We start from the raw sequence: 20,175 nt of genomic DNA, 5'->3' as shown, positions 1-20,175 counted from the left end.
TTATAATGTTGAATTATTTAATTATTAACTGGTGTTCTTCCGAAGAAACGGTCGTCTTTATCGGTTCTTCCGCTGTCTTCCATCGGGAATTCTTTTCGCATCGGGTGAGAAACCATCTCTTCCATATTCAAAATGCGTTTCAATTGCGGATGTCCTTTGAAATTGATGCCGAAGAAATCCCAAGCTTCTCTTTCCATCCAATTGGCACATAGAAACAAGTCGGTTATCGTATCAACTTCAGCCGGATCCGGCAAGAAGGTTTTTACACGAATTCTCACGTTTTCAATCCAGTTGTGCAATTGATAAGTCACGGCAAATTGGTGTTCTGCGTCATTGTCAGGGAAATGAATTCCGGCTAAATCGGTTAAGAAGTGAAAGTTTAAATCTTCCTGTTCTTTCAAAAAGCGAATTACTTCGTGTATGGTGTTTGGTGTTGCCTCTAAAGTGAAAATATCGCGTTTCATTTCAAAGTTCAGCACATTGTTGCCGAATGCCTGAGCCAATTTATCTTGGATATAAGCTGTTTCTAAAGCCATATTATAGGTTATAAGAAGCTAATAATTCTTTATATTCCGGTGAGTTTCTTCGGCGCACCGATTCGTTTTTCACCAATTCCTGTAGTTGCATTACACCGTCTACAATTTGCTCCGGTCTTGGCGGACAACCCGGAACGTAAACGTCAACAGGAATTACTTTATCAATGCCTTGCAAAACAGAATAAGTATCGAAAACACCACCTGATGAAGCACATGCGCCCACGGCTATTACCCATCTTGGTTCCGACATTTGTTCGTAAACCTGACGTAAAATTGGTGCCATTTTTTTAGAAATCGTTCCCATTACCATTAGCATATCGGCTTGACGCGGAGAGAAACTTACTCTTTCCGAACCAAAACGCGCTAAATCGTAGTGAGAAGCCATGGTGGCCATGAATTCAATGCCGCAACAAGAAGTCGCGAAAGGCAATGGCCAAAGGGAATTGGCTCTCGCCAATCCGACAACGTCATTTAATTTAGTAGCGAAGAAACCTTCACCAACAACTCCTTCCGGCGGAGCAACCATATTTGGTTTTGAATCACTCATGGATAATTCGTAATTTATAATTCGTAATTAATTATTCCCACTCTAACGCTTTCTTCTTGATAATGTAGAAGAAACCTACTAATAAAAGCGACATGAAAATAACCATCTTAATCATACCTTCCATGCCTAGCTCTTTGAAATTGATGGCCCAAGGGTAAAGAAAAATAACCTCTACGTCAAAAAGCACAAATAGGATGGCGACCAAGAAATATTTTACAGAAAACGGAATTCTGGCATTGCCGACAGATTCAATTCCACACTCGAAGTTTTTATCTTTGCTTTTGGAATGTCTTTTAGGGCCTAAAAAGCTGGAACCGATGATGGTTAAGACCACGAATCCTATGGCTAAACCTGCTTGCATTAGGATTGGTAAATAATCTAATTGATTAGACTGCATAAGGCTAAAATTTAGGTGTATTTAAAATAGCCACAAATATACGTTGCAATATTGAATTCGCAAAAATCAAAGGCTAAACGTTTGTTATTTATTTCTTTAAAAATGTTTATTTAAACTGATTTTAAATAAGAAGTTTATGCCATAAAAAAACGTCCCGAAATTTTCGGGACGTTGAGTCATTCTAGGTAATCAAAAAATAATATATATTAGTCTTCGATAGCCACTACTTGAGCCGCTACTTTACCTTTTCTTCCTTCTTCTTCTTCGTAAGATACTTTGTCACCTTCACTTAAACCTTCTGATTTAATACCGGTAGCATGTACGAAAATGTCTTTTCCTGTCTCATCGTCAGTAATAAAACCGTAACCTTTTGATTCATTGAAGAATTTAACTTTACCTGTGCGCATTTTGTAATATAAAAAAAATTAATAATGCCCAAAGATATACTTATTTGCAACATAGCCAACAAAATTCAAATAAAAAGTTAAATTTTTTTTACTGTTTTTGTTATATAATTGAATGATTTTCAATACAATATTTGAATTATTCTAAAAATGACAACAAAAAAAGCAATCATTTATAAATTTTTAAATAATTGCTTTCTGTTAAAATGAGAATATGATATTTATTCCGAAACGCTCAATTTGATGTGTAATTCTTTTAATTGGGCCTCATCAATTACCGATGGAGCGTCAATCATTACGTCGCGTCCGGAATTGTTTTTAGGGAAAGCAATAAAGTCGCGGATGGTTTCTTGTCCGCCTAAAATGGCTACCAAGCGGTCTAAACCGAAGGCCAAACCGCCATGTGGCGGCGCTCCGAATTGGAAGGCATTCATCAAGAATCCAAATTGGTCTTGCGCTTGTTCGGGAGTGAAACCTAACAAACTGAACATTCTGCTTTGCAATTCTTTATCGTGAATTCTGATAGAACCACCGCCGATTTCGTTTCCGTTTAAGACCATATCGTAGGCGTTGGCGCGCACTTTGCCCGGTTCGGTTTCGATGAGTTTCATGTCTTCCGGTTTCGGTGACGTAAACGGATGGTGCATAGCGTGGTAGCGTCCGCTTTCTTCGTCCCATTCCAATAAAGGAAAATCTACCACCCATAATGGGGCAAATTCATCCGGTTTTCTCAGCCCTAAACGAGTAGCTACTTCCATACGAAGTGCGGACAATTGCGTTCTGGTTTTATTAGCGTTGCCTGATAGTACTAAAATCAAGTCGCCTGCTTTAGCATTCGTGGCTTCCGCCCATTTTTTCAAATCGTCTTGGTCGTAGAATTTGTCTACCGATGATTTGTACGTTCCGTCTTCTTCACACTTCACGTAGACCATTCCGGAAGCGCCTACTTGAGGACGTTTTACCCAGTCGATTAATGCGTCTATTTCTTTACGAGTGTAGGAAGCACAGCCAGGAGCGGCAATTCCAACTACTAGTTCGGCCGAATTGAATACGGCAAAATCTTTGTGTTGTGCCACCGCATTTAACTCTCCGAATTTCATCTCAAAACGAATATCCGGTTTGTCGTTACCATAGGTTTTCATAGCGTAATCGTAGGTGATTCTTGGGAATTCTGCTACGTCTATGCCTTTGATTTCTTTTAGTAAATGACGGGTTAGGCCTTCAAATACATTTAAAATATCTTCTTGTTCTACGAAAGCCATTTCGCAATCGATTTGGGTGAACTCAGGCTGTCTGTCGGCACGCAAATCTTCATCGCGGAAACATTTCACGATTTGGAAATATTTGTCCATGCCACCTACCATTAACAATTGTTTGAAGGTTTGAGGCGATTGCGGTAAAGCGTAGAATTGTCCTTCGTTCATGCGGCTCGGCACTACAAAATCTCGAGCGCCTTCCGGAGTTGATTTGATTAAATAAGGCGTTTCAACTTCGCAAAAATCTAATTCAGATAAATATTTGCGGACTTCCATCGCCACTTTATGACGGAACAACAAAGAGTTTTTTACCGGATTTCTTCGGATGTCTAAATAGCGGTATTTCATTCTAATGTCTTCGCCACCATCGGTTTCATCTTCAATCGTAAATGGTGGCAACAAAGCTTCGTTTAAGATGTTTAATTCCGAAACTAATATCTCAATAGCACCGGTAGCCATGTTTGGGTTTTTGGACTCGCGTTCAATAACGGTTCCTTTCACTTGAATTACAAATTCTCTACCCAATGATTTGGCTTTTTCAAAAACTGCTTTATCAGTTCTTTGCTCGTCAAAAATAAGTTGGGTAATACCATATCGGTCTCGCAAATCTACCCAGATCATAAATCCTTTATCACGAGATTTTTGCACCCAACCGGCAAGCGTAACTTCTTTATTGATTTGAGTGCTGTTGAGCTCTCCGCAGTTATGACTTCTATACATCAGAATGACTGTTTTTTTGTTCCTATAATTTGACCTTTGATCACGGGTGCAAAAGTAAAAAACTAAAATCAATTAAGAAGGGTAAAATTCATTCGAAATTTTCACATAAAATTGTCTGGTTGATTTTAAAAAAAGTATATTTGGTTACTCTAACAATTTTAAAAAGTTTATTTATGAAAAAATGGATTTCCACGGCGTTGTTGTTTTTAGTTTCGATAACAGTTTTTGGACAGGAAACAATGACTATACAAGTTGAAATTGCCAATCGAAACGGTGACGTGGTTTATTTAAAAGAAGGCAGAAAAAATGTTTTGGAAATAAAGGTTGATGACAAAGGTATTTTTAAGTCTACTTTTCCCATTAAAGAAGGCATGTACCAGTTTTTTGACGGCAACGAATATGCTCAGTTGTTTTTAAAACCGGGTTATGATTTGAAAATGTCCTTAGACGCTAAGAAGTTTGATGAAACTTTGAAGTTTTCCGGAAAAGGAGCTAATGAAAATACTTTTTTGGCAGAGCAATCCTTAATTGATCAAAAAATGGACTTTGATAGTTTATTGGCCATGGAGGAAACCAATTTTAACAAAGCCATTGAAGAAAAAAGAAATGCTGATACCGGACGTTTGGACAAAGCGGCCTTAGACACCAATTTTGCTACTTTATTCAAAAATACTTTAGAAGCCAACTTGTCAGGATTAAAGCAATACCATACTCAAATCATGGCAAATAAGAAACTCAATAATACTGCTGCTCCTGATTTTGTTTATGAAAACCACAAAGGCGGTAAGACTTCCTTGGAAAGTATGAAAGGTAAATATGTTTATATAGATGTTTGGGCTACTTGGTGCGGGCCTTGTAGAGCCGAAATTCCTTTTTTGAAAGAATTAGAAAAAAATTATCACGGAAAGAACATTGAGTTTGTCAGTGTTTCTGTAGATGTGGAGAAAGATTATGAAAAATGGAAAACTTTTGTAACCGAAAAAGCCTTAGGCGGAACCCAATTGTATGCCGATAAAAATTGGAATTCCGATTTTATCAAGGCTTTCGGAATCAATTCGATTCCGCGTTTTATCCTAATTGACCCGAAAGGAGTGGTAATTGATGCTGATGCTGCTCGACCTTCCAATCCTAAGTTAAAAACACAATTAGACGGTTTGGTGAAGTAACCACAACATTTTAAGACCAATAGAAAGCCTCGTATTTGCGGGGCTTTTTTATTTTCCAATGTTAAATTTTTTCCAATGTTACCAAATTGTTAAGCAAAAGTTTTTTTAATGTAAAATATTTTATATTTTTGTTTTGTTAATGTAAACAATTAAAACCTACAATTATGAAAAAGATATTGATTTTAGGAGTGTTTTTACTATCGGGAGTTGCTTTTGCCCAAACAACTAAACCGGTTTTAGAACAAGAAGGAAATTTGGTTAAGGCTACTTATTACTACGATAATGGTAAAATCCAACAACAAGGATATTTTCAGGATGGAAAGTTAACCGGTCAGTGGATTGCTTTTGATGAACAAGGTAATAAAAAATCTATTGGCGAGTATGTTAACGGAGCCAAAACCGGGAAATGGTTTTTTTGGAACAATACTTCTTTAAGTGAAGTAGATTATTCGGACAGTCGAGTAGCTTCTGTTAAGTCGTGGACACAGCAAGCTATCGTAAACAAATAAGAGCAACAATATTGCTTTATCAAAAAGGACTTCAATTGAAGTCCTTTTTTTATTCTTTATATAATTTATTATGTCGGATTAATTCTTTGAAAGAATAGATGGATTGATCCATGGTTTGCAGATAGGATTTGCCTTTTTTCAGTTCAGTCCACAGCATAATTTGATAGTAGTGTTTTTTGCCTTGTACTATGGCATAGCGATAAAAAATAGCATACCCTTCTACATTTCCGGTTACAGAAAAAATCTTGGCTTTTCTCCCATTTATTTCCGTGTTTTTTTGGTCGAATATTTTGATGTTCTGGATCGCTTCGTTCAGATTGATTTGAATGGCTTTGAAGTAACCTTCCAAATCAGGCGTCATATCAACTTGATTAGTGATGACGGCATTGTCGAAAGTTTCCTTAGATTCATCCATCACAATCACATAAAACTCTTTCAGCGCATTTTGATATTGTAAAGTTGCTGCTTCGTTGAGATTGTTTACCTTTTCAAAACTATTAGGGATATCCAACGAAAATTGGTTGGGAATGGTAATCGTTTTAAATTCTTCTTTAACATCGCAAGAGAAAGCTATAAAAGCCAACAATAGGATTGTTTTTTTCATCGGATAAATTTTATGCAATATAAAAAAAGGAACCCAAATGGAGTTCCTTTTTGCTTATTTAAAAATCTGAAATTAAGCTTCTAAAGCTTTGCGGGCTTCTCTGCGGTCACGCAACCAATATTTAGTTCGTTTCACTAAGAAGAACATTACCGGCACCATGACTAAGGTTAGAATAGTCGCATAAGTTAATCCGAAGATAATGGTCCAGGCCAATGGTCCCCAGAAAATTACGTTGTCTCCGCCCATGTACAAGTGCGGATTCAAATCGGTTACCAATCCGAAAAAGTCAAAGTTTAATCCGATGGCTAACGGAATCAAACCTAGTACTGCAGTTAAGGCGGTTAGCAATACCGGACGCAAACGCGATTTTCCGCTTTCGATGATGACTTCTTTAATTTCTTCTAAGTTCAGATCATCGTGTGACTCAACGCCTTTATCGCGTACTTTTTGATCTAAAAGTAACACAAAGAAGTCCATTAATACGATACCGTTTTTCACCACAATTCCCGCTAAGGAAATGATTCCCATCATGGTCATTAAGATTACGAAATCCATGTTGGCAATCACATAACCGTAGAATACACCACTGAAACTCAGCAATACTGTGAACAAAATCACTATAGTTTTAGAAACCGAGTTGAACTGCAACACGATGATAATCGTGATACCAGCCATGGCCAAGAACAAAGCATACATCAAGAAGCTTTGGTTTTTGCCTTGCTCTTCCTGAACACCCGAGAACGAGTAGGTGATGCCTTTGGGCAATTCGTATCCGTTGAGTTCGGTTGCGATTTGTTTGGTTATTTCATCTCCGTTGTAACCGGTCAATACATTAGAATACACCGTCATGATGCGTTTGTATCCTTTGCGTTTGATTTGGTTATAAGTATAGGTTTTCTCTGTTTTGGAAACCGCTGAAATCGGCACTTGCATCATCTGACCATTGTTTTGGTTTCTGAAGGTCAACGATTGGTTGAACAAGATGTTTTCATTTTTACGTTGGTCTTCCTGCATTCTAACCACTATATTGTAGTCGTCATCACCTTCTTTATAAGTGGAGATTTCTTGTCCGTAAACCGAACGACGCAAATTAAATCCTAATTGTCCGGTTGAAACACCTGTACTTCCGGCATTAACTCTGTCAACAATAACTTCTAATTCCGGACTCTGTTTGTTAACATCTACACTTAATTTCTCTATACCCGGAATATTTTTACTGTTGATGAAAGCCATCATTTTGTCGGCTTCTGCAATCATCTGATCATAGTCGGAACCCGTTAGTTGAATACTAATCGGATAACCGGCCGGCGGACCGTTGGAATCTTTTTCTACCGTTACTACAGCTCCGGCGATGCCTTTTACTTTACTTCGAATTTCTTCTAAAACATCGGAGGTGTTCACCCCTTGACGGAATTTAAACTCAGAGAAATTCACCGTTACTTTTCCTTTAAATGGTGTTTCCGAGGCCGAACCTGCATCTACATTTGGATTTCCGGCACCAACCCCAACTTGAGAAACGATACTTTCGGCTAGGAAGTTTTCGTCCGGATTTTTTTCATCCACATATTTGCTCAAAATATTGATGACCTGTTTTTCTACAAATAAAGTCGCCTTGTTGGTTTTTTCGATGTCTGTTCCTTGCGGATATTCGATGTAAACAATGGCTTGGTTCGGAATGTTATCCGGGAAGAACAATACTTTTCTCGGGAAAACACCCAACAAGATAAACGACAAGAACAACATGGCAATGATACCGCCAAGCGCATACCAAGCGTTTTTTCCGGTTAAGATTTTGGCCAAGAAGTTTTTGTATTTTTCTTCCATTCTCGGGAAGAAATCGTGTTGGAAATCTTGTGTCCATTGGTACATTTTCCATTTGTAAAGCCACATTAAACCTAAGGCAATGATGGCTAAATGCCCAATAGCTCTGCCTAATTTTGAATCGTATACATTACCGAGAATAACAAAAATAACCCCAATAATTCCGAAGATAATAGAATAAGTTTTGGCCGAACGATTCGTTACATTTCTGTCTTCAATATCCATAGAACCACCCGTCATTGCCGCATTTACAATCATTGCTACAAATAATGAAGCGCCTAGGGTTACCGATAAGGTGAGCGGGAAATAAATCATAAATTTACCCATAGTACCAGGCCATAAGGCGAAAGGCAAGAATGCCATTAAAGTTGTAGCGGTCGATGAAATTACCGGCCAAGCGATTTCTCCAATACCAATTTTGGAAGCTTGCACCCGTGGCATGCCTTTTTTCATATTGGCAAACACGTTGTCGACCACCACTATACCGTCGTCTACCAACATTCCTAATCCCATCACCAATCCGAACAAAACCATAGTATTTAAGGTCATGCCAAAGGCTGATAAAATAGTGAAAGCCATCAACATAGATAGCGGAATCGCCGCACCTACAAACAACGAGTTGCGCAATCCCATAGTAAACATCAAAACAATCATTACCAGAACAATACCAAAGATGATGTGGTTGGAAAGCTCGTCTACTTGGTGTTCTACGCGTGAGGATTGGTCGTTGGTTAAATCGATTTTCAAATCTTTTGGCAAATAGTTTTCTTGGGCCAATTCGATTTTTTCTTTCACTTGCTCAATGGCCGAAATCATGTTTTGACCCGAACGTTTTTTTACGTTCAACATCACTACTTCTCTCCCTTTTTCACGGGCGTAAGTAGTTTTTTCTTTTTCTTTAAAACTGACTTTGGCGATGTCTTTTAGGTACACTGAACCACCGAACGATTTTACGATGACATTCTCCAGTTCTTTCGGGTCTTTAATTTCACCCACGATTCGGATGTTGTTGCGCGACCCTTGTGAGATTAAGTTTCCGCCCGAAAGCGTCATGTTTTCATATTTCACCGCATTTTGGATGTCATCAAAAGAGACTTGGGCTGCGGTCATTTTGAAAATATCCACCGCAATTTCCACCTCTTTATCGTCAACCCCTAAGATGTCCACTTTTTTTACTTCGGCAATTTCTTCAATATCATCTTGAAGCAATTCGCCGTATTTTTTAAGCTGTTGCGTAGTGTAATTTCCTTTTAAGTTGATGTTCAAAATAGGTACTTCTTCCGAAATGTTTAATTCGAAAACACTCGGTTCTACTTTACTGCCGTTGTCTAAGTTAGGCCAATCAGTATCGGCTTTAACTATATCAACTTTGTCTTTGATTTTGGTTTTGGCTTCTTCAATACCTATTTTATCACCAAATTCAACAATAATCATCCCATAATCCTGGAAAGAACTGGCCGTTATTTTTTCAATTCCACTGATGTTTTTGAACTCTTTTTCCAGTGGTTTGATAATGAGTTTTTCTACATCTTCCGCTGAGTTTCCCGGAAAAACAGAAGAAATGTATACTTTATTTTCGATGATTTCCGGAAAATCTTCTCGAGGCATGGTAACATAGGCAATCAAACCGGTAACCACAATCAGCAAGGTGAAAATATACACCGTTACTCTGTTGTCTATTGCCCAACTTGATATTCCGAATTCTTTATTTTGATGTGACATATTTTTTAGTTTAAAGTTGTTTAATTTGGTTAAAGGTTTGACAAGACTGTATTTAAACAATCTTAAACTTTAAACCATCTTAAACCATTTTTAAAAGTTTAGTTTCATTCCGTCTGAGATATTGTTGATACCATCGGTAACAATGACCGTATTTACGTCAATGCCACTTAAAATTTCGGTTACATTATCCGAAGATTTTCCGGTAGTAACAATCACTTTTTTGGCGGTTCCGGTTTTGCCGTTACTGTTTTCAACAATATAAATGAATTTGGCTCCGCTGCCATCTTCTTGAACCACACTCGTTGGCACTACAGTCGCTTCTTTATTCACATAATCTATGATTTTTAATTTTGCTACTTGATTCGGTCTTAACAAGTTTTCAGGATTCGGAACGCTTACTTCAATACCGAAACTACGGTTGTTTGGGTTGATAAAGTTGCCAATTTGACGTACTTTTCCTTTGTAGGTTTTGCCTAAAGAAGATAAGAATACATCTACTTCAGTTCCAACTTTTAGTTTCCCGATATAAGTTTCAGGTACTGTAGTCGATACATACATGTTGCTCAAGTTAACAATTCGCATCAATCCTTGCGGGCTTGGAGCAACCACTTCTCCTTTTTCAACAAAAACTTCGTCGATGGTTCCGCTAAACGGTGCACGAATGACAGTTTTGGCCAATTGGGCTTTGATTTGCGCTACTGCTTTTTGGGCAGAAATCATTTGAGTTTGCGCTTGCAAGTACTGAATTTCAGAACCGATTTTTTTGTCCCAAAGATTTTTTTGTCTTTCAAAAGTCGTTTTGGCCAAAGCGTATTGGTTTTCAGCGCTGGCGAGTTGCTGACTCATACCGGCATCGTCTACGCGACCTAAAATTTGCCCTTTAGCCACTTTTTGTCCGGCCTTTACGGTTAGTGAAGTTAGCGTTCCGCTGAATTCCGGTTGGATTAAAATGTTTTCTTTGGTATCTACACTTCCTTGAATGTCAAGATAGTGTGTGAATAAAGTGTCTTTTACTGTTGTTACTGCAACTAAAGCCTCTTCTTTTTTGACATCTAGAGTAGCAAGCGCTTCTTCAATTTTAGCAATTTCTCCCTGTAAAGCTGTTTTTTTAGCTTGTAAAGCAGTCACGTTTTTTGCTGCAATCAGTTGGTCAACCGTTTCAGCATTTTCTTTGTTTCCACAGGCGTAAAACAGTATGGCCAAAAGGGAAAGCATTAAAGTCTTTTTACTCATGTTGAAAATATTTTTTATTGGGTTTTCGTGAATCTTCGATTTCATATTGTATGGATTAGTTTTTATTGATGATTTTTTCCAGAGTTGCTTTTTTGTTGATGATGTTTACCATGGATTGCAGGTAGTTTTGTTGGGCGGTGTACAATTGTCTTTGGGCTTCGCTGAAGTCAAAACTAGAAGACAAACCTTCGGCAAACTTGATTTGTTGCTTTTTTTCGATGCGTTCTGCCAAGTTCAAATTGTTTTTGGACGTTGCATATTCTTCGATGCTGAATTCAAAATCGCTTTTGGCTTTTTCGTATTGTAATTTCAGTTGTTGCTCTGTGGCGGTCAGCTGTGTTTTGGCTTTTTCCAAAGCAATTTTGGCTTGTTGAGTGCGAGCACTTCTGCCAAAGCTGCTGAAAATAGGAACGTTTAAGCTCAATCCTAAGTTGGAGTAGTTCAGCCATTGCTGATTTCTTTGGAAAAACATGAATTGGTTGTTGAAAGCGTTGTACCCAAAATTAAGATTGGCAGCCAATGAAGGCAGGGCTTTGCTTTTTTCCAATTTCAATTCCAAGGTTTTCTGCTCTTGGAAGTTGGAAGCCATTAAATAGTCAATATTATTGTTTACCGAGAATTCACTTTGACCGAAAGCCAACTCTAGGTTAGAACTCGATAGACTGTCTAACTTATCCGTTAAGGTAACATCCGAATTAATGTCGATGCCCAAAGTAAATTTCAACATTTTATGGGCTACATCCAATAACCTTCGAGTGTTGTTCAAATTGCTATTGATGGTTGACAAAGTAATTTGGAGTTGCTCTACATTTTCTTCTTCAATCAAACCGTTTTTGTAGGTCTGTTCAGTATCGGATAATGTTTTAGACAAAGTGGTTTTGTTTTTTTCCAAAATACTAATGCTTTCTTGCGCCAACAACACATTGCCATAAGCATTGATAACCATTTCTCTGATTTCGGAGTTGGTTTTTACTTTAGCATTTTCATAGTATTTTAAATAGGTTTTTGAGGCCTGAAGTGCTACGATGTAAGAACCGTCAAAAATTAACTGGCTCAAGGTCGAACGCGCTACCATATTGTGTTTGGTGCCAAATGCAACGGTGGCAAACTCTCCCGGATTTCCGCCGAAGAACTCGGCAGGGACAACCGATTTTTGCAATTCAAAGTTGTTCTGATAGTCTAGTCCGGCATTAATTTGTGGTAAACCGCTAGCGGTAGTTTCCCATTTTTTTTGTTTGGCGGCTTCAATGTCTCTGTTGGCATTGATAACCGAGTAATTGTGTTGGATGGCATGGTCAATAGCTTGTTGCAGACTAAAAGAAAAGCTTTCTTTTTTGTCTTGCGCCAGTAAATTGGTGGCCAAGAATAGTAAGGTAAAAATGATGTTCTTTTTCATGGATTGATGATTATATATTGGATTCTAAATGTTTTTCAAGTTCTTGGATTCCTTTTTCTGTTGCGATGGCACGCGTATGATATTCCAAAGCTTTTAATTCTAGCTCATAAGCATCTTTCTCCAACATGGTATTTTCATTGATGGAGAAAATCAAGGTATAATAAAATTTTACAGCCGCCTCAATGTCAGTTTCTTTTCGGTATAAGCCTTCAGTTATTCCTTTTATAATGTTTTGGCGAAACATATGACTACAATCTTCAATTTCATTGGCCATCATTTTTTCATAAATTTCCGGATAATGTTTTTTAAGTTGATAAGCCGGTGAATGATCAAAAGACTGGAACATTTGTTTGAACATTTCACGCAGTTGAAAATTTTCGGCAATCGCATTGTGGTTTTGTGCCATCACTTCGTCCATCATGGCATGAATTTTTTGATGAACCACTTCAGTACCTTCTTCGATTAGCGTTTCTTTATTGCTGAAATATTTGTAAATTGTTTTTTTAGAAATGCACATTTCACAGGCAATATCATCCATGGTTACGCTCTTGAAACCCAGTTTCAAAAACATATCGGTTGCTTTTTTGATGATTTTATCTTTCATGAGAATGTTAAAATTATGGGGCAAATGTAAAGTGGAAACTTTTAACACTAAAATAGTTTCCTTAGTATTAACGTAAATTTAACATTGGTTGAAAAAGCAGCTTTTTGTAAAGCGATGAGAATACCCTAAATTAGCCGAAAATATTTTTCATGCGCGCTATCTCCGATTACCAAGAAATAGTTTCCTCTCATTTTAAAACTTTAACGCTAGACAAAGAGCCTAACAATTTGTATGAACCTATACGGTATATACTTTCGTTAGGCGGGAAAAGATTGCGTCCGGTTTTGACTTTGATGGCCACTGAAGTTTTTGATGTGAATTGTCAAAAAGCCATACAAGCGGCTACGGCAGTTGAGGTTTTTCATAACTTTTCCCTCATTCACGACGACATTATGGACGATGCACCGTTGCGAAGAGGCAACGAAACTGTACACGAAAAGTGGAATTTAAATACCGGAATTCTTTCAGGTGATGCGATGTTGATTTTGGCCTACCAATTTTTTGAAAATTATGAGCCGAATGTCTTTAGAGAATTAGCCAAATTATTCAGTAAAACAGCCTTGGAAGTTTGTGAAGGCCAACAATACGATGTGGATTTCGAAACCCGAGATGATGTTACGATTCCGGAATATTTGAAAATGATTGAATATAAAACCGCCGTTTTGGTTGCAGCTGCTATGAAAATGGGCGCCATTGTCGCTGAAACTTCCGCCGAAAATGCTGAGGCAATTTACCATTTCGGCTTGAATTTAGGTCTCGCGTTCCAATTGCAAGATGATTATTTAGACGCGTTCGGCAATCCGGAAACTTTTGGGAAACAAGTCGGCGGCGACATCATTGAGAATAAAAAAACGTATTTGTATCTAAAAGCATTGGAATATTCAAAAGCGGAAGAGAAAGAGCAATTGCTGCATCTATTCTCCATTCAGCCGAGTGATAATACCGATAAAATTAATTCGGTAAAACAAATTTTCAACCAAACCGGAGCGAGTGACGCCACGCAAAGCGCCATTCAAGAGTACACATTAAAAGCGTTCGAGACTTTAGATCAAATGAACATCAGCGAAGACAAAAAGATTGTTTTGAGAGCTTTCGGAGATAAATTAATGAGTAGAAACGTTTAAAAAAGTGTTCAGTAATCAGTTTCTAGTGTTCAGTTTGAAATCTGCCATGAGAAATCGTTACTCTTAAATCAGGAAATCAATTTGTTTGTAGCGCCTATAAATACCGACCAATTACTTTCGGAAGCCGAAAAAGAAAACTTGTACGCCAAACTCATTGAGCAACTTAACAAGGATTTCAACTTTGCCAACGAAGCCATCGATTTTCCGCAAAGCACTACACCATACGAATTGAAAGTCCAACTGCACGAAAAAATCTATCGTCTGATTCAGTACAAATACACCGAGCTACTCAATTTGCTTTATATCATTGACGTTCCGGAAGAAAATATCAAACAATTGGATGGCACTGATACGGTTGACCTTTCGGAACAAATCGCCTTTTTAATTTTGAGAAGGGAATGGATGAAGGTTTGGTTTAGAAATCGCTACTGAAACTTTTTTATAAGCGTATTGATTAAGCCGCTAACAATACCGTTTCCCATGTCTTGCACACCATTTGCATTGAATGAATCTAGGCGACTTCCCTCAAAATTATAAGTTGGAAACGATTTTGTATTCGTTAAATAATACCGGTTGCCCACCGGAACAAAATGGTCATTCATTTGCGTTGTAGGATTGTAAATGACCAATAAATAGGGTTCGCTGTATTTTTTGAACTCCGAAACATTAAAGCTAAAAGACGTAGTTGCAGAGAATAAACTCGTACTATTTGAAAAGGGTTGATTTGTTTTTCCCAAAACCAAGGAAACCGGTTGCTGTGAAAACCCTACAGTACTGAAAAATAAACACGAAAAGTAAAATAACTGTTTCATAACTTAAAAATAAATTCTAACAAACGGCATCAAAGCATCTCCATACAAATCTTTGTCTTTGTCAAAAAGCAAATTAAATCGAGCACCAATCGTAACATTATCAGCTCTGTATCCGCCACCAACATATAATCCGGTATTCCAAAAGCTGCGTTTCGCATTGTTAAACAAATCTACATAAGTAGTATTCACATGCACTTGTTCCAGTTCCAACGAAAGTTGTATTTCTTCCAACGGATTGTAAAGTCCGATCAGGTTGGCACCTAGCACATTTGAAGCGAATAAATTCTTTTGTTTCAATCGGCTATACTGCAAACCACTTCCCAAAGCAAAATGCTCATTGAAATTGTAAATGGCACTTGGTGCTATGGTAATATCGGTAAAGTCGTTCCCAATGGCTACGCCTAATCCACCACCAAATTGTACGTTGTCCCAAAAACCCTCTGTTTCAGCTTTGCTGCTCGATGGCTCTTGTGAAAATCCACTTAAGGGAATGACTAAAAACAGGGTTAATAAGACCGATTTTGCTAAGGCATTGAAAGTATTCTTTTTCATAGCGTTGTATATATTTATTTAGCGTTATAAATATACTAAAATGATTGAAAGATTATTACAAATGTCATACTTTTGCAACTGATTTTCTAACACTAAGATTATTTACAGCTAAAATCATGGATAGGTTTTCCTTTTTAAACGCAGCACACACCGAATTTTTTGCCGATTTATACGAACAATACCTTCAAAATCCCGATAGCGTAGAGCCAAGTTGGAGAGCCTTTTTTCAAGGTTTCGACTTTGGAATGACGACTTTCAATGAAGAGCTTGCGGTACAAGAGTTAGCACAGTATGCAGCCGGTGTTCCGCAAAACGGTCAGGTTTCGGATAAATTGCAAAAAGAGTTCAACGTCTTAAAACTCATTGACGGATACAGAACACGAGGTCATTTGTTTACCCAAACCAATCCGGTGCGCGACAGAAGAGTGTACGAACCCAATCTAGACATCGAAAATTTCGGTTTGTCTACTGCCGATATGGACACTGTTTTTGATGCCGCTAAAATTTTAGGAAAACAACCTTCAACCCTAAAACAAATTCTGGAGGTTTTAAAACGCATGTATTGCCAACACATCGGTATCGAATACATGCACATGGAAAATCCGATTTTTGTGAATTGGGTTCAAGAAAGATTAAATAAAAACGACAACCAACCCAACTTTGATGCCGAGCAAAAGAAACACATTCTAGGCAAACTCAACGAAGCGGTATCTTTTGAGAACTTTTTACATACCAAATATGTGGGTCAAAAACGTTTCTCCTTAGAAGGTGGTGAAAGTATCATTCCGGCTTTAGACGCCTTAATCGAAACAGCCGCTGAAAAAGGGGTAGAGCATTTCGTAATGGGAATGGCACACAGAGGAAGATTAAATACATTAGCCAATATTTTCGGCAAAGCCACCCAAGATATCTTCTCCGAATTTGACGGAAAAGATTACGATAAAGAATATTTCGATGGTGATGTAAAGTACCACTTAGGATTAACGTCGGAAAGAAAAACCAAATCGGGTAAAAAAATCAACATCAACTTAGCTCCGAATCCTTCACACTTGGAAACCGTTGGTGCCGTGATTGAAGGAATAACCAGAGCCAAACAAGACAAATATTTCCCGGATGATTTCTCCAAAGTATTGCCAATTGCCGTTCACGGTGATGCGGCGGTGGCCGGACAAGGAATCGTGTACGAAATCGTGCAAATGGCACAATTAGACGGCTACAAAACCGGAGGAACCATTCATATTGTTATCAACAACCAAGTTGGTTTTACTACCAACTATTTAGATGCACGTTCGTCTACGTATTGTACCGATGTGGCTAAAGTAACTTTATCGCCAATCCTTCACGTGAATTCAGATGACGCAGAAGCGGTAGTGCATGCGATGTTGTTTGCTTTGGATTTCAGAATGGCCTTTGGAAGAGATGTTTTCATCGATTTGTTAGGCTACAGAAAATACGGTCACAATGAAGGCGATGAACCACGTTTTACACAACCATTGTTGTACAAATTAATCGCGCGTCACAAAAACCCGAGAGACATTTACTCAGAGCAATTAATTACAGCCGGTATTGTAGATGCCGCGTATGTAACCAAAATAGAAAATGACTACAAAGCCAAGCTAGATGAGAATCTTCAGGCTTCAAGAAAAAAAGATTTGACCATTATTAAGCCTTTTCTACAAGATGCTTGGGAAGGATTTGTTCAGGTTTCAGATGATGAAATGTTGAAAAAAGTCGACACCAAATTCGACCAAAAGAAACTGGATGTCATCTTAGAAACCATCTCAACTTTACCATCCGACAAAAAATTCATCAGTAAGATTACCAAAATTGTTACAGATAGAAAAACCATGTACGACAACGATGCCATCGATTGGGGTACAGCTGAAGCTTTGGCTTACGGTTCGCTACTTACCGAAGGTTACGATATTCGTTTGTCCGGACAAGACGTAGAGAGAGGCACTTTCTCGCACCGTCATGCCGTAGTGAAGGTAGAAGACAGCGAGGAAGAAGTAGTTTTATTAAACGCTTTGAAAGATAAAAAAGGGAAGTTCAACGTATTCAACTCGTTCCTTTCTGAATATGGTGTTTTAGGGTTTGATTACGGCTATGCTTTAGCCAACCCGAACGCTTTAACCATTTGGGAAGCCCAATTCGGGGATTTTTCAAACGGTGCCCAAATCATGATCGACCAATACATTTCCTGTGGGGAAGACAAATGGAACAACCAAAACGGTATCGTATTATTGTTGCCTCACGGATATGAAGGACAAGGTGCTGAGCACTCCTCAGCACGTATGGAACGTTATTTACAGTTGTGCGCTAAACACAATATGTATGTAGCCGATTGTACCACGCCGGCCAATTTCTTCCACTTGTTACGCCGCCAAATGAAGACCAAATTCCGCAAACCGTTGGTGGTATTCTCGCCTAAGAGTTTGTTGCGTCACCCATTGTGCGTTTCCAGCCGCGAAGCATTATACAACGGTCAATTCCAAGAAATAATTGATGATGCGTCAATCGACAAGAAAAAAGTAAAAACGGTAGTGTTCTGTACCGGAAAATTCTATTACGATATTTTAGCCGAAAGAGAAAACTTAGGCAGAAATGATGTAGCTTTGGTTCGCATCGAGCAGTTGTTCCCGTTACCAACAGCACAATTAAAAGAAGTGATTGCGAGTTACCCTAATGCTGACGATTTCGTTTGGGCACAGGAAGAGCCTAAAAACATGGGTGCTTACAGCTATATGTTGATGAATTTCGACTTAGTGCCATGGCGATTGGCGTCTTTAAAAGCTTACGCCGCTCCGGCTGCCGGAAGTCACACGCGAGACAGAAGAAGACACGCCGATGCGATTAGAATGGTATTCGACAAGAATTTATTCAGGTAATACAAATAGTCTATGAAAAAGTTAATATTACTGTTTTTGCTTGTCTCCTTTTTTAGTCACGGTCAAGTGTTAGACACCCCAAAAGAAGGTAAAGCTATAGTATACTTTACCAGATATGATGCTGCAGGATTTTTAATTAATTTTAAGTATTTTGACGGGGAGAAGTATTTGGGTAAATTTAATTATGGCAAGTATTTGGTTTACGAATGTGAACCGGGGAAACATATATTTTGGTCAAAGTCTGAGAATTTTGATTTTGTTGAAGCCAATTTGGAAGCCGGAAAGGTATACATCATTGATTCAAGGCCTCAAATGGGAGCCTTTAAAGCTGCAGTAAAATTGGTGGTTTTCAACAAAGAATTAGACAATTACGATCGGTATAAAAAGAGAATTTTCAAATCTTTAGAAAAAGGCACTCGCTTTATACCAAATGAACAGGAAGTAAAAGCAGAAGAAGCTGAGATAAAGGATATCATTGAAAAGGGAATGGCCAAATTCGCTAAATTGAAAAATGAGAATTCCGATAAAATTGAGATTCTAACCGACGGAATGTTTTACGACAAGGACTATTTTGTTGAGAAGGATTACACAAAAAAAGAATAATTTAGGAGCTTAATCCCGCTTTCCATTACAATCTCTTCGAGGATTTTCATTGCAATCGGGGCTAGTGACGCACACATTATACGAAAAGAGTGTTTTAAAAAGAACAACTTTGAACACTTAAACTTAATAAACTTTTAAACTAAAAGAGCATGATTTTAGAAATGAAAGTCCCTTCACCGGGAGAATCGATTAAAGAAGTAGAAATTGCCACTTGGTTAGTACAAGACGGTGATTATGTAGAAAAAGACCAAGCCATCGCTGAGGTAGATTCTGATAAAGCTACCTTAGAATTACCGGCAGAAGCCAGTGGTATCATTACCCTGAAAGCTTCAGAAGGTGACGCAGTAGCCGTAGGCGCAGTGGTTTGTTTAATCGATACCGGTGCCGCCAAACCAAGCGGAAGTGCTCCGGCTGCAGCAACCCAAACGGTAGCAGTAGAAGCTCCAAAAGCAGAAGAGCAAAAAGCTGAAGCGCCAAAGGCAGCTCCGGCTCCGGCCACTACTTATGCGGCTCAAACACCTTCCCCGGCAGCTCGTAAAATATTAGAAGAAAAAAACATCCAACCGTCCGATATAGTAGGAACCGGAAAAGGCGGACGCATTACCAAGGAAGATGCGGTAAACGCTGTGCCATCAATGGGAACGCCAACCGGTGGTAATCGTGGTACCGAAAGAACCAAATTGTCTATGTTGCGTCGTAAAGTGGCCGAAAGATTAGTATCGGCTAAAAACGAAACTGCAATGTTGACTACGTTCAACGAGGTGGATATGACCAACATTTATGCATTGCGTGATCAATACAAAGAAGAGTTCAAAGCCAAACACGGTTTAGGCTTAGGCTTTATGTCCTTCTTTACCAAAGCGGTTACTCGTGCGTTACAATTATATCCGGATGTGAACTCCATGATAGACGGGCAAGAGAAAATTGCTTATGACTTCTGTGATATTTCGGTTGCGGTTTCAGGTCCGAAAGGCTTGATGGTGCCGGTGATGAGAAACGCCGAAACCTTATCATTCAGAGGTGTAGAAGCAGAAATCAAACGCTTAGCACTAAGAGCACGTGACGGACAAATCACCGTAGATGAAATGACCGGTGGAACCTTCACCATCTCAAATGGGGGTGTTTTCGGCAGTATGTTGAGTACGCCAATTATTAATCCGCCGCAATCAGGAATCTTAGGAATGCACAATGTTGTGGAAAGAGCTATTGTAAGAAACGGACAAATCGTAATTGCACCGGTAATGTACGTGGCTTTATCGTATGACCACAGAATCATCGACG

The 20,175-nt window shown here is 38.5% G+C and carries 19 protein-coding genes; 7 read left to right on the top strand and 12 right to left on the bottom strand.

Features of this window, described 5'->3' with window-relative positions; translation table 11 throughout:
* Nucleotides 1-17: 17 nt before the first annotated feature.
* The 5 genes from ACIQ32_RS05345 to aspS form a co-directional block, all read right to left on the bottom strand.
* The gene (locus ACIQ32_RS05345; protein WP_396194662.1) at nucleotides 18-536 is read right to left on the bottom strand and encodes an NADH-quinone oxidoreductase subunit C; all 519 of its coding nucleotides are present in this window, start codon (nucleotides 534-536) and stop codon (nucleotides 18-20) included.
* A 1-nt stretch (nucleotide 537) separates the two neighbouring features.
* Entirely contained in the window at nucleotides 538-1,083 is a 546-nt protein-coding gene (locus ACIQ32_RS05340) for an NADH-quinone oxidoreductase subunit B (RefSeq protein WP_396194661.1), read from the bottom strand.
* A 31-nt stretch (nucleotides 1,084-1,114) separates the two neighbouring features.
* Nucleotides 1,115-1,480, bottom strand: coding sequence for an NADH-quinone oxidoreductase subunit A (locus tag ACIQ32_RS05335; RefSeq protein WP_396194660.1), 366 nt, complete (start codon nucleotides 1,478-1,480; stop codon nucleotides 1,115-1,117).
* A 206-nt stretch (nucleotides 1,481-1,686) separates the two neighbouring features.
* A complete protein-coding gene (locus ACIQ32_RS05330; protein WP_176306926.1) occupies nucleotides 1,687-1,887 on the bottom strand; it encodes a cold-shock protein in 201 nt (66 codons plus the stop codon).
* Nucleotides 1,888-2,105: 218 nt separating this feature from the next.
* On the bottom strand, nucleotides 2,106-3,860 hold the full coding sequence (gene aspS / locus ACIQ32_RS05325; RefSeq protein WP_396194659.1) for an aspartate--tRNA ligase: 1,755 nt from the start codon (nucleotides 3,858-3,860) through the stop codon (nucleotides 2,106-2,108).
* Between the two features lie 173 nt (nucleotides 3,861-4,033).
* Between aspS and ACIQ32_RS05320 the strand changes: the two genes are divergently transcribed.
* Together ACIQ32_RS05320 and ACIQ32_RS05315 are read left to right on the top strand one after the other, a co-directional pair.
* Complete coding sequence (locus tag ACIQ32_RS05320; protein ID WP_396194658.1) at nucleotides 4,034-5,026, top strand: TlpA family protein disulfide reductase; 993 nt, start codon at nucleotides 4,034-4,036, stop codon at nucleotides 5,024-5,026.
* A 164-nt stretch (nucleotides 5,027-5,190) separates the two neighbouring features.
* Nucleotides 5,191-5,535, top strand: a complete 345-nt coding sequence (locus ACIQ32_RS05315) for a toxin-antitoxin system YwqK family antitoxin (protein ID WP_396194657.1) — start codon at nucleotides 5,191-5,193, stop codon at nucleotides 5,533-5,535.
* A 49-nt stretch (nucleotides 5,536-5,584) separates the two neighbouring features.
* Here the strand turns inward: ACIQ32_RS05315 and ACIQ32_RS05310 are convergent, their stop codons facing one another.
* From ACIQ32_RS05310 to ACIQ32_RS05290, 5 genes are all read right to left on the bottom strand, one after another.
* Entirely contained in the window at nucleotides 5,585-6,139 is a 555-nt protein-coding gene (locus tag ACIQ32_RS05310; protein ID WP_396194656.1) for a hypothetical protein, read from the bottom strand.
* A gap of 72 nt (nucleotides 6,140-6,211) precedes the next feature.
* Complete coding sequence (locus tag ACIQ32_RS05305) at nucleotides 6,212-9,682, bottom strand: efflux RND transporter permease subunit (RefSeq protein ID WP_396194655.1); 3,471 nt, start codon at nucleotides 9,680-9,682, stop codon at nucleotides 6,212-6,214.
* A 90-nt stretch (nucleotides 9,683-9,772) separates the two neighbouring features.
* Nucleotides 9,773-10,960 carry an efflux RND transporter periplasmic adaptor subunit gene (locus tag ACIQ32_RS05300; RefSeq protein WP_396194654.1) on the bottom strand — a complete coding sequence of 396 codons (1,188 nt, stop codon included), beginning with the start codon at nucleotides 10,958-10,960 and terminating at the stop codon, nucleotides 9,773-9,775.
* Nucleotides 10,961-10,970: 10 nt separating this feature from the next.
* Nucleotides 10,971-12,311 carry a TolC family protein gene (locus ACIQ32_RS05295; RefSeq protein ID WP_396194653.1) on the bottom strand — a complete coding sequence of 447 codons (1,341 nt, stop codon included), beginning with the start codon at nucleotides 12,309-12,311 and terminating at the stop codon, nucleotides 10,971-10,973.
* A gap of 10 nt (nucleotides 12,312-12,321) precedes the next feature.
* The gene (locus ACIQ32_RS05290) at nucleotides 12,322-12,915 is read right to left on the bottom strand and encodes a TetR/AcrR family transcriptional regulator (RefSeq protein ID WP_396194652.1); all 594 of its coding nucleotides are present in this window, start codon (nucleotides 12,913-12,915) and stop codon (nucleotides 12,322-12,324) included.
* 149 nt (nucleotides 12,916-13,064) lie between these two features.
* Here ACIQ32_RS05290 and ACIQ32_RS05285 point away from each other — a divergent pair, with 149 nt between their 5' ends.
* Nucleotides 13,065-14,039, top strand: coding sequence for a polyprenyl synthetase family protein (locus tag ACIQ32_RS05285; protein ID WP_396194651.1), 975 nt, complete (start codon nucleotides 13,065-13,067; stop codon nucleotides 14,037-14,039).
* Between the two features lie 81 nt (nucleotides 14,040-14,120).
* Nucleotides 14,121-14,471, top strand: coding sequence for a hypothetical protein (locus ACIQ32_RS05280; RefSeq protein WP_396194650.1), 351 nt, complete (start codon nucleotides 14,121-14,123; stop codon nucleotides 14,469-14,471).
* On the opposite strand, the gene ACIQ32_RS05275 is transcribed toward ACIQ32_RS05280, so the two are convergent.
* Together ACIQ32_RS05275 and ACIQ32_RS05270 are read right to left on the bottom strand one after the other, a co-directional pair.
* Entirely contained in the window at nucleotides 14,465-14,851 is a 387-nt protein-coding gene (locus ACIQ32_RS05275) for a hypothetical protein (protein WP_396194649.1), read from the bottom strand. The two genes, ACIQ32_RS05280 and ACIQ32_RS05275, sit on opposite strands and share 7 nt — an antisense overlap.
* A 3-nt stretch (nucleotides 14,852-14,854) precedes the next feature.
* Nucleotides 14,855-15,403, bottom strand: a complete 549-nt coding sequence (locus tag ACIQ32_RS05270; protein WP_396194648.1) for a hypothetical protein — start codon at nucleotides 15,401-15,403, stop codon at nucleotides 14,855-14,857.
* A gap of 116 nt (nucleotides 15,404-15,519) precedes the next feature.
* Between ACIQ32_RS05270 and ACIQ32_RS05265 the strand changes: the two genes are divergently transcribed.
* The 3 genes from ACIQ32_RS05265 to sucB form a co-directional block, all read left to right on the top strand.
* A complete protein-coding gene (locus ACIQ32_RS05265) occupies nucleotides 15,520-18,291 on the top strand; it encodes a 2-oxoglutarate dehydrogenase E1 component (protein ID WP_396194668.1) in 2,772 nt (923 codons plus the stop codon).
* Nucleotides 18,292-18,303: 12 nt separating this feature from the next.
* Nucleotides 18,304-18,894 (top strand): hypothetical protein, encoded by a 591-nt coding sequence (locus ACIQ32_RS05260; protein ID WP_396194647.1) that lies wholly within the window; start codon nucleotides 18,304-18,306, stop codon nucleotides 18,892-18,894.
* A gap of 149 nt (nucleotides 18,895-19,043) precedes the next feature.
* The coding region (gene sucB, locus ACIQ32_RS05255) for a dihydrolipoyllysine-residue succinyltransferase (protein WP_396194646.1) at nucleotides 19,044-20,175 on the top strand (1,132 nt) is incomplete at its 3' end.

This window comes from Flavobacterium sp. (genome assembly GCF_044373165.1).
Lineage (GTDB): Bacteria > Bacteroidota > Bacteroidia > Flavobacteriales > Flavobacteriaceae > Flavobacterium.
Note: the sequence above shows the minus strand (reverse complement) of the source record. Positions and strands in the feature narration are given on the sequence as shown.

Excerpts from the sequence above, each read along its gene's own strand:
- ACIQ32_RS05315 (WP_396194657.1), top strand. The coding sequence starts at position 5,191 with ATGAAAAAGATATTGATTTTAGGAGTGTTTTTACTATCGGGAGTTGCT.
- ACIQ32_RS05320 (WP_396194658.1), top strand. The coding sequence starts at position 4,034 with ATGAAAAAATGGATTTCCACGGCGTTGTTGTTTTTAGTTTCGATAACA.
- ACIQ32_RS05285 (WP_396194651.1), top strand. The coding sequence starts at position 13,065 with ATGCGCGCTATCTCCGATTACCAAGAAATAGTTTCCTCTCATTTTAAA.
- ACIQ32_RS05345 (WP_396194662.1), bottom strand. The coding sequence starts at position 536 with ATGGCTTTAGAAACAGCTTATATCCAAGATAAATTGGCTCAGGCATTC.
- ACIQ32_RS05275 (WP_396194649.1), bottom strand. The coding sequence starts at position 14,851 with ATGAAACAGTTATTTTACTTTTCGTGTTTATTTTTCAGTACTGTAGGG.
- ACIQ32_RS05290 (WP_396194652.1), bottom strand. The coding sequence starts at position 12,915 with ATGAAAGATAAAATCATCAAAAAAGCAACCGATATGTTTTTGAAACTG.
- ACIQ32_RS05270 (WP_396194648.1), bottom strand. The coding sequence starts at position 15,403 with ATGAAAAAGAATACTTTCAATGCCTTAGCAAAATCGGTCTTATTAACC.
- ACIQ32_RS05330 (WP_176306926.1), bottom strand. The coding sequence starts at position 1,887 with ATGCGCACAGGTAAAGTTAAATTCTTCAATGAATCAAAAGGTTACGGT.
- ACIQ32_RS05265 (WP_396194668.1), top strand. The coding sequence starts at position 15,520 with ATGGATAGGTTTTCCTTTTTAAACGCAGCACACACCGAATTTTTTGCC.
- ACIQ32_RS05340 (WP_396194661.1), bottom strand. The coding sequence starts at position 1,083 with ATGAGTGATTCAAAACCAAATATGGTTGCTCCGCCGGAAGGAGTTGTT.
- ACIQ32_RS05300 (WP_396194654.1), bottom strand. The coding sequence starts at position 10,960 with ATGAAATCGAAGATTCACGAAAACCCAATAAAAAATATTTTCAACATG.
- ACIQ32_RS05260 (WP_396194647.1), top strand. The coding sequence starts at position 18,304 with ATGAAAAAGTTAATATTACTGTTTTTGCTTGTCTCCTTTTTTAGTCAC.
- aspS (WP_396194659.1), bottom strand. The coding sequence starts at position 3,860 with ATGTATAGAAGTCATAACTGCGGAGAGCTCAACAGCACTCAAATCAAT.
- ACIQ32_RS05305 (WP_396194655.1), bottom strand. The coding sequence starts at position 9,682 with ATGTCACATCAAAATAAAGAATTCGGAATATCAAGTTGGGCAATAGAC.
- ACIQ32_RS05310 (WP_396194656.1), bottom strand. The coding sequence starts at position 6,139 with ATGAAAAAAACAATCCTATTGTTGGCTTTTATAGCTTTCTCTTGCGAT.
- ACIQ32_RS05335 (WP_396194660.1), bottom strand. The coding sequence starts at position 1,480 with ATGCAGTCTAATCAATTAGATTATTTACCAATCCTAATGCAAGCAGGT.
- ACIQ32_RS05295 (WP_396194653.1), bottom strand. The coding sequence starts at position 12,311 with ATGAAAAAGAACATCATTTTTACCTTACTATTCTTGGCCACCAATTTA.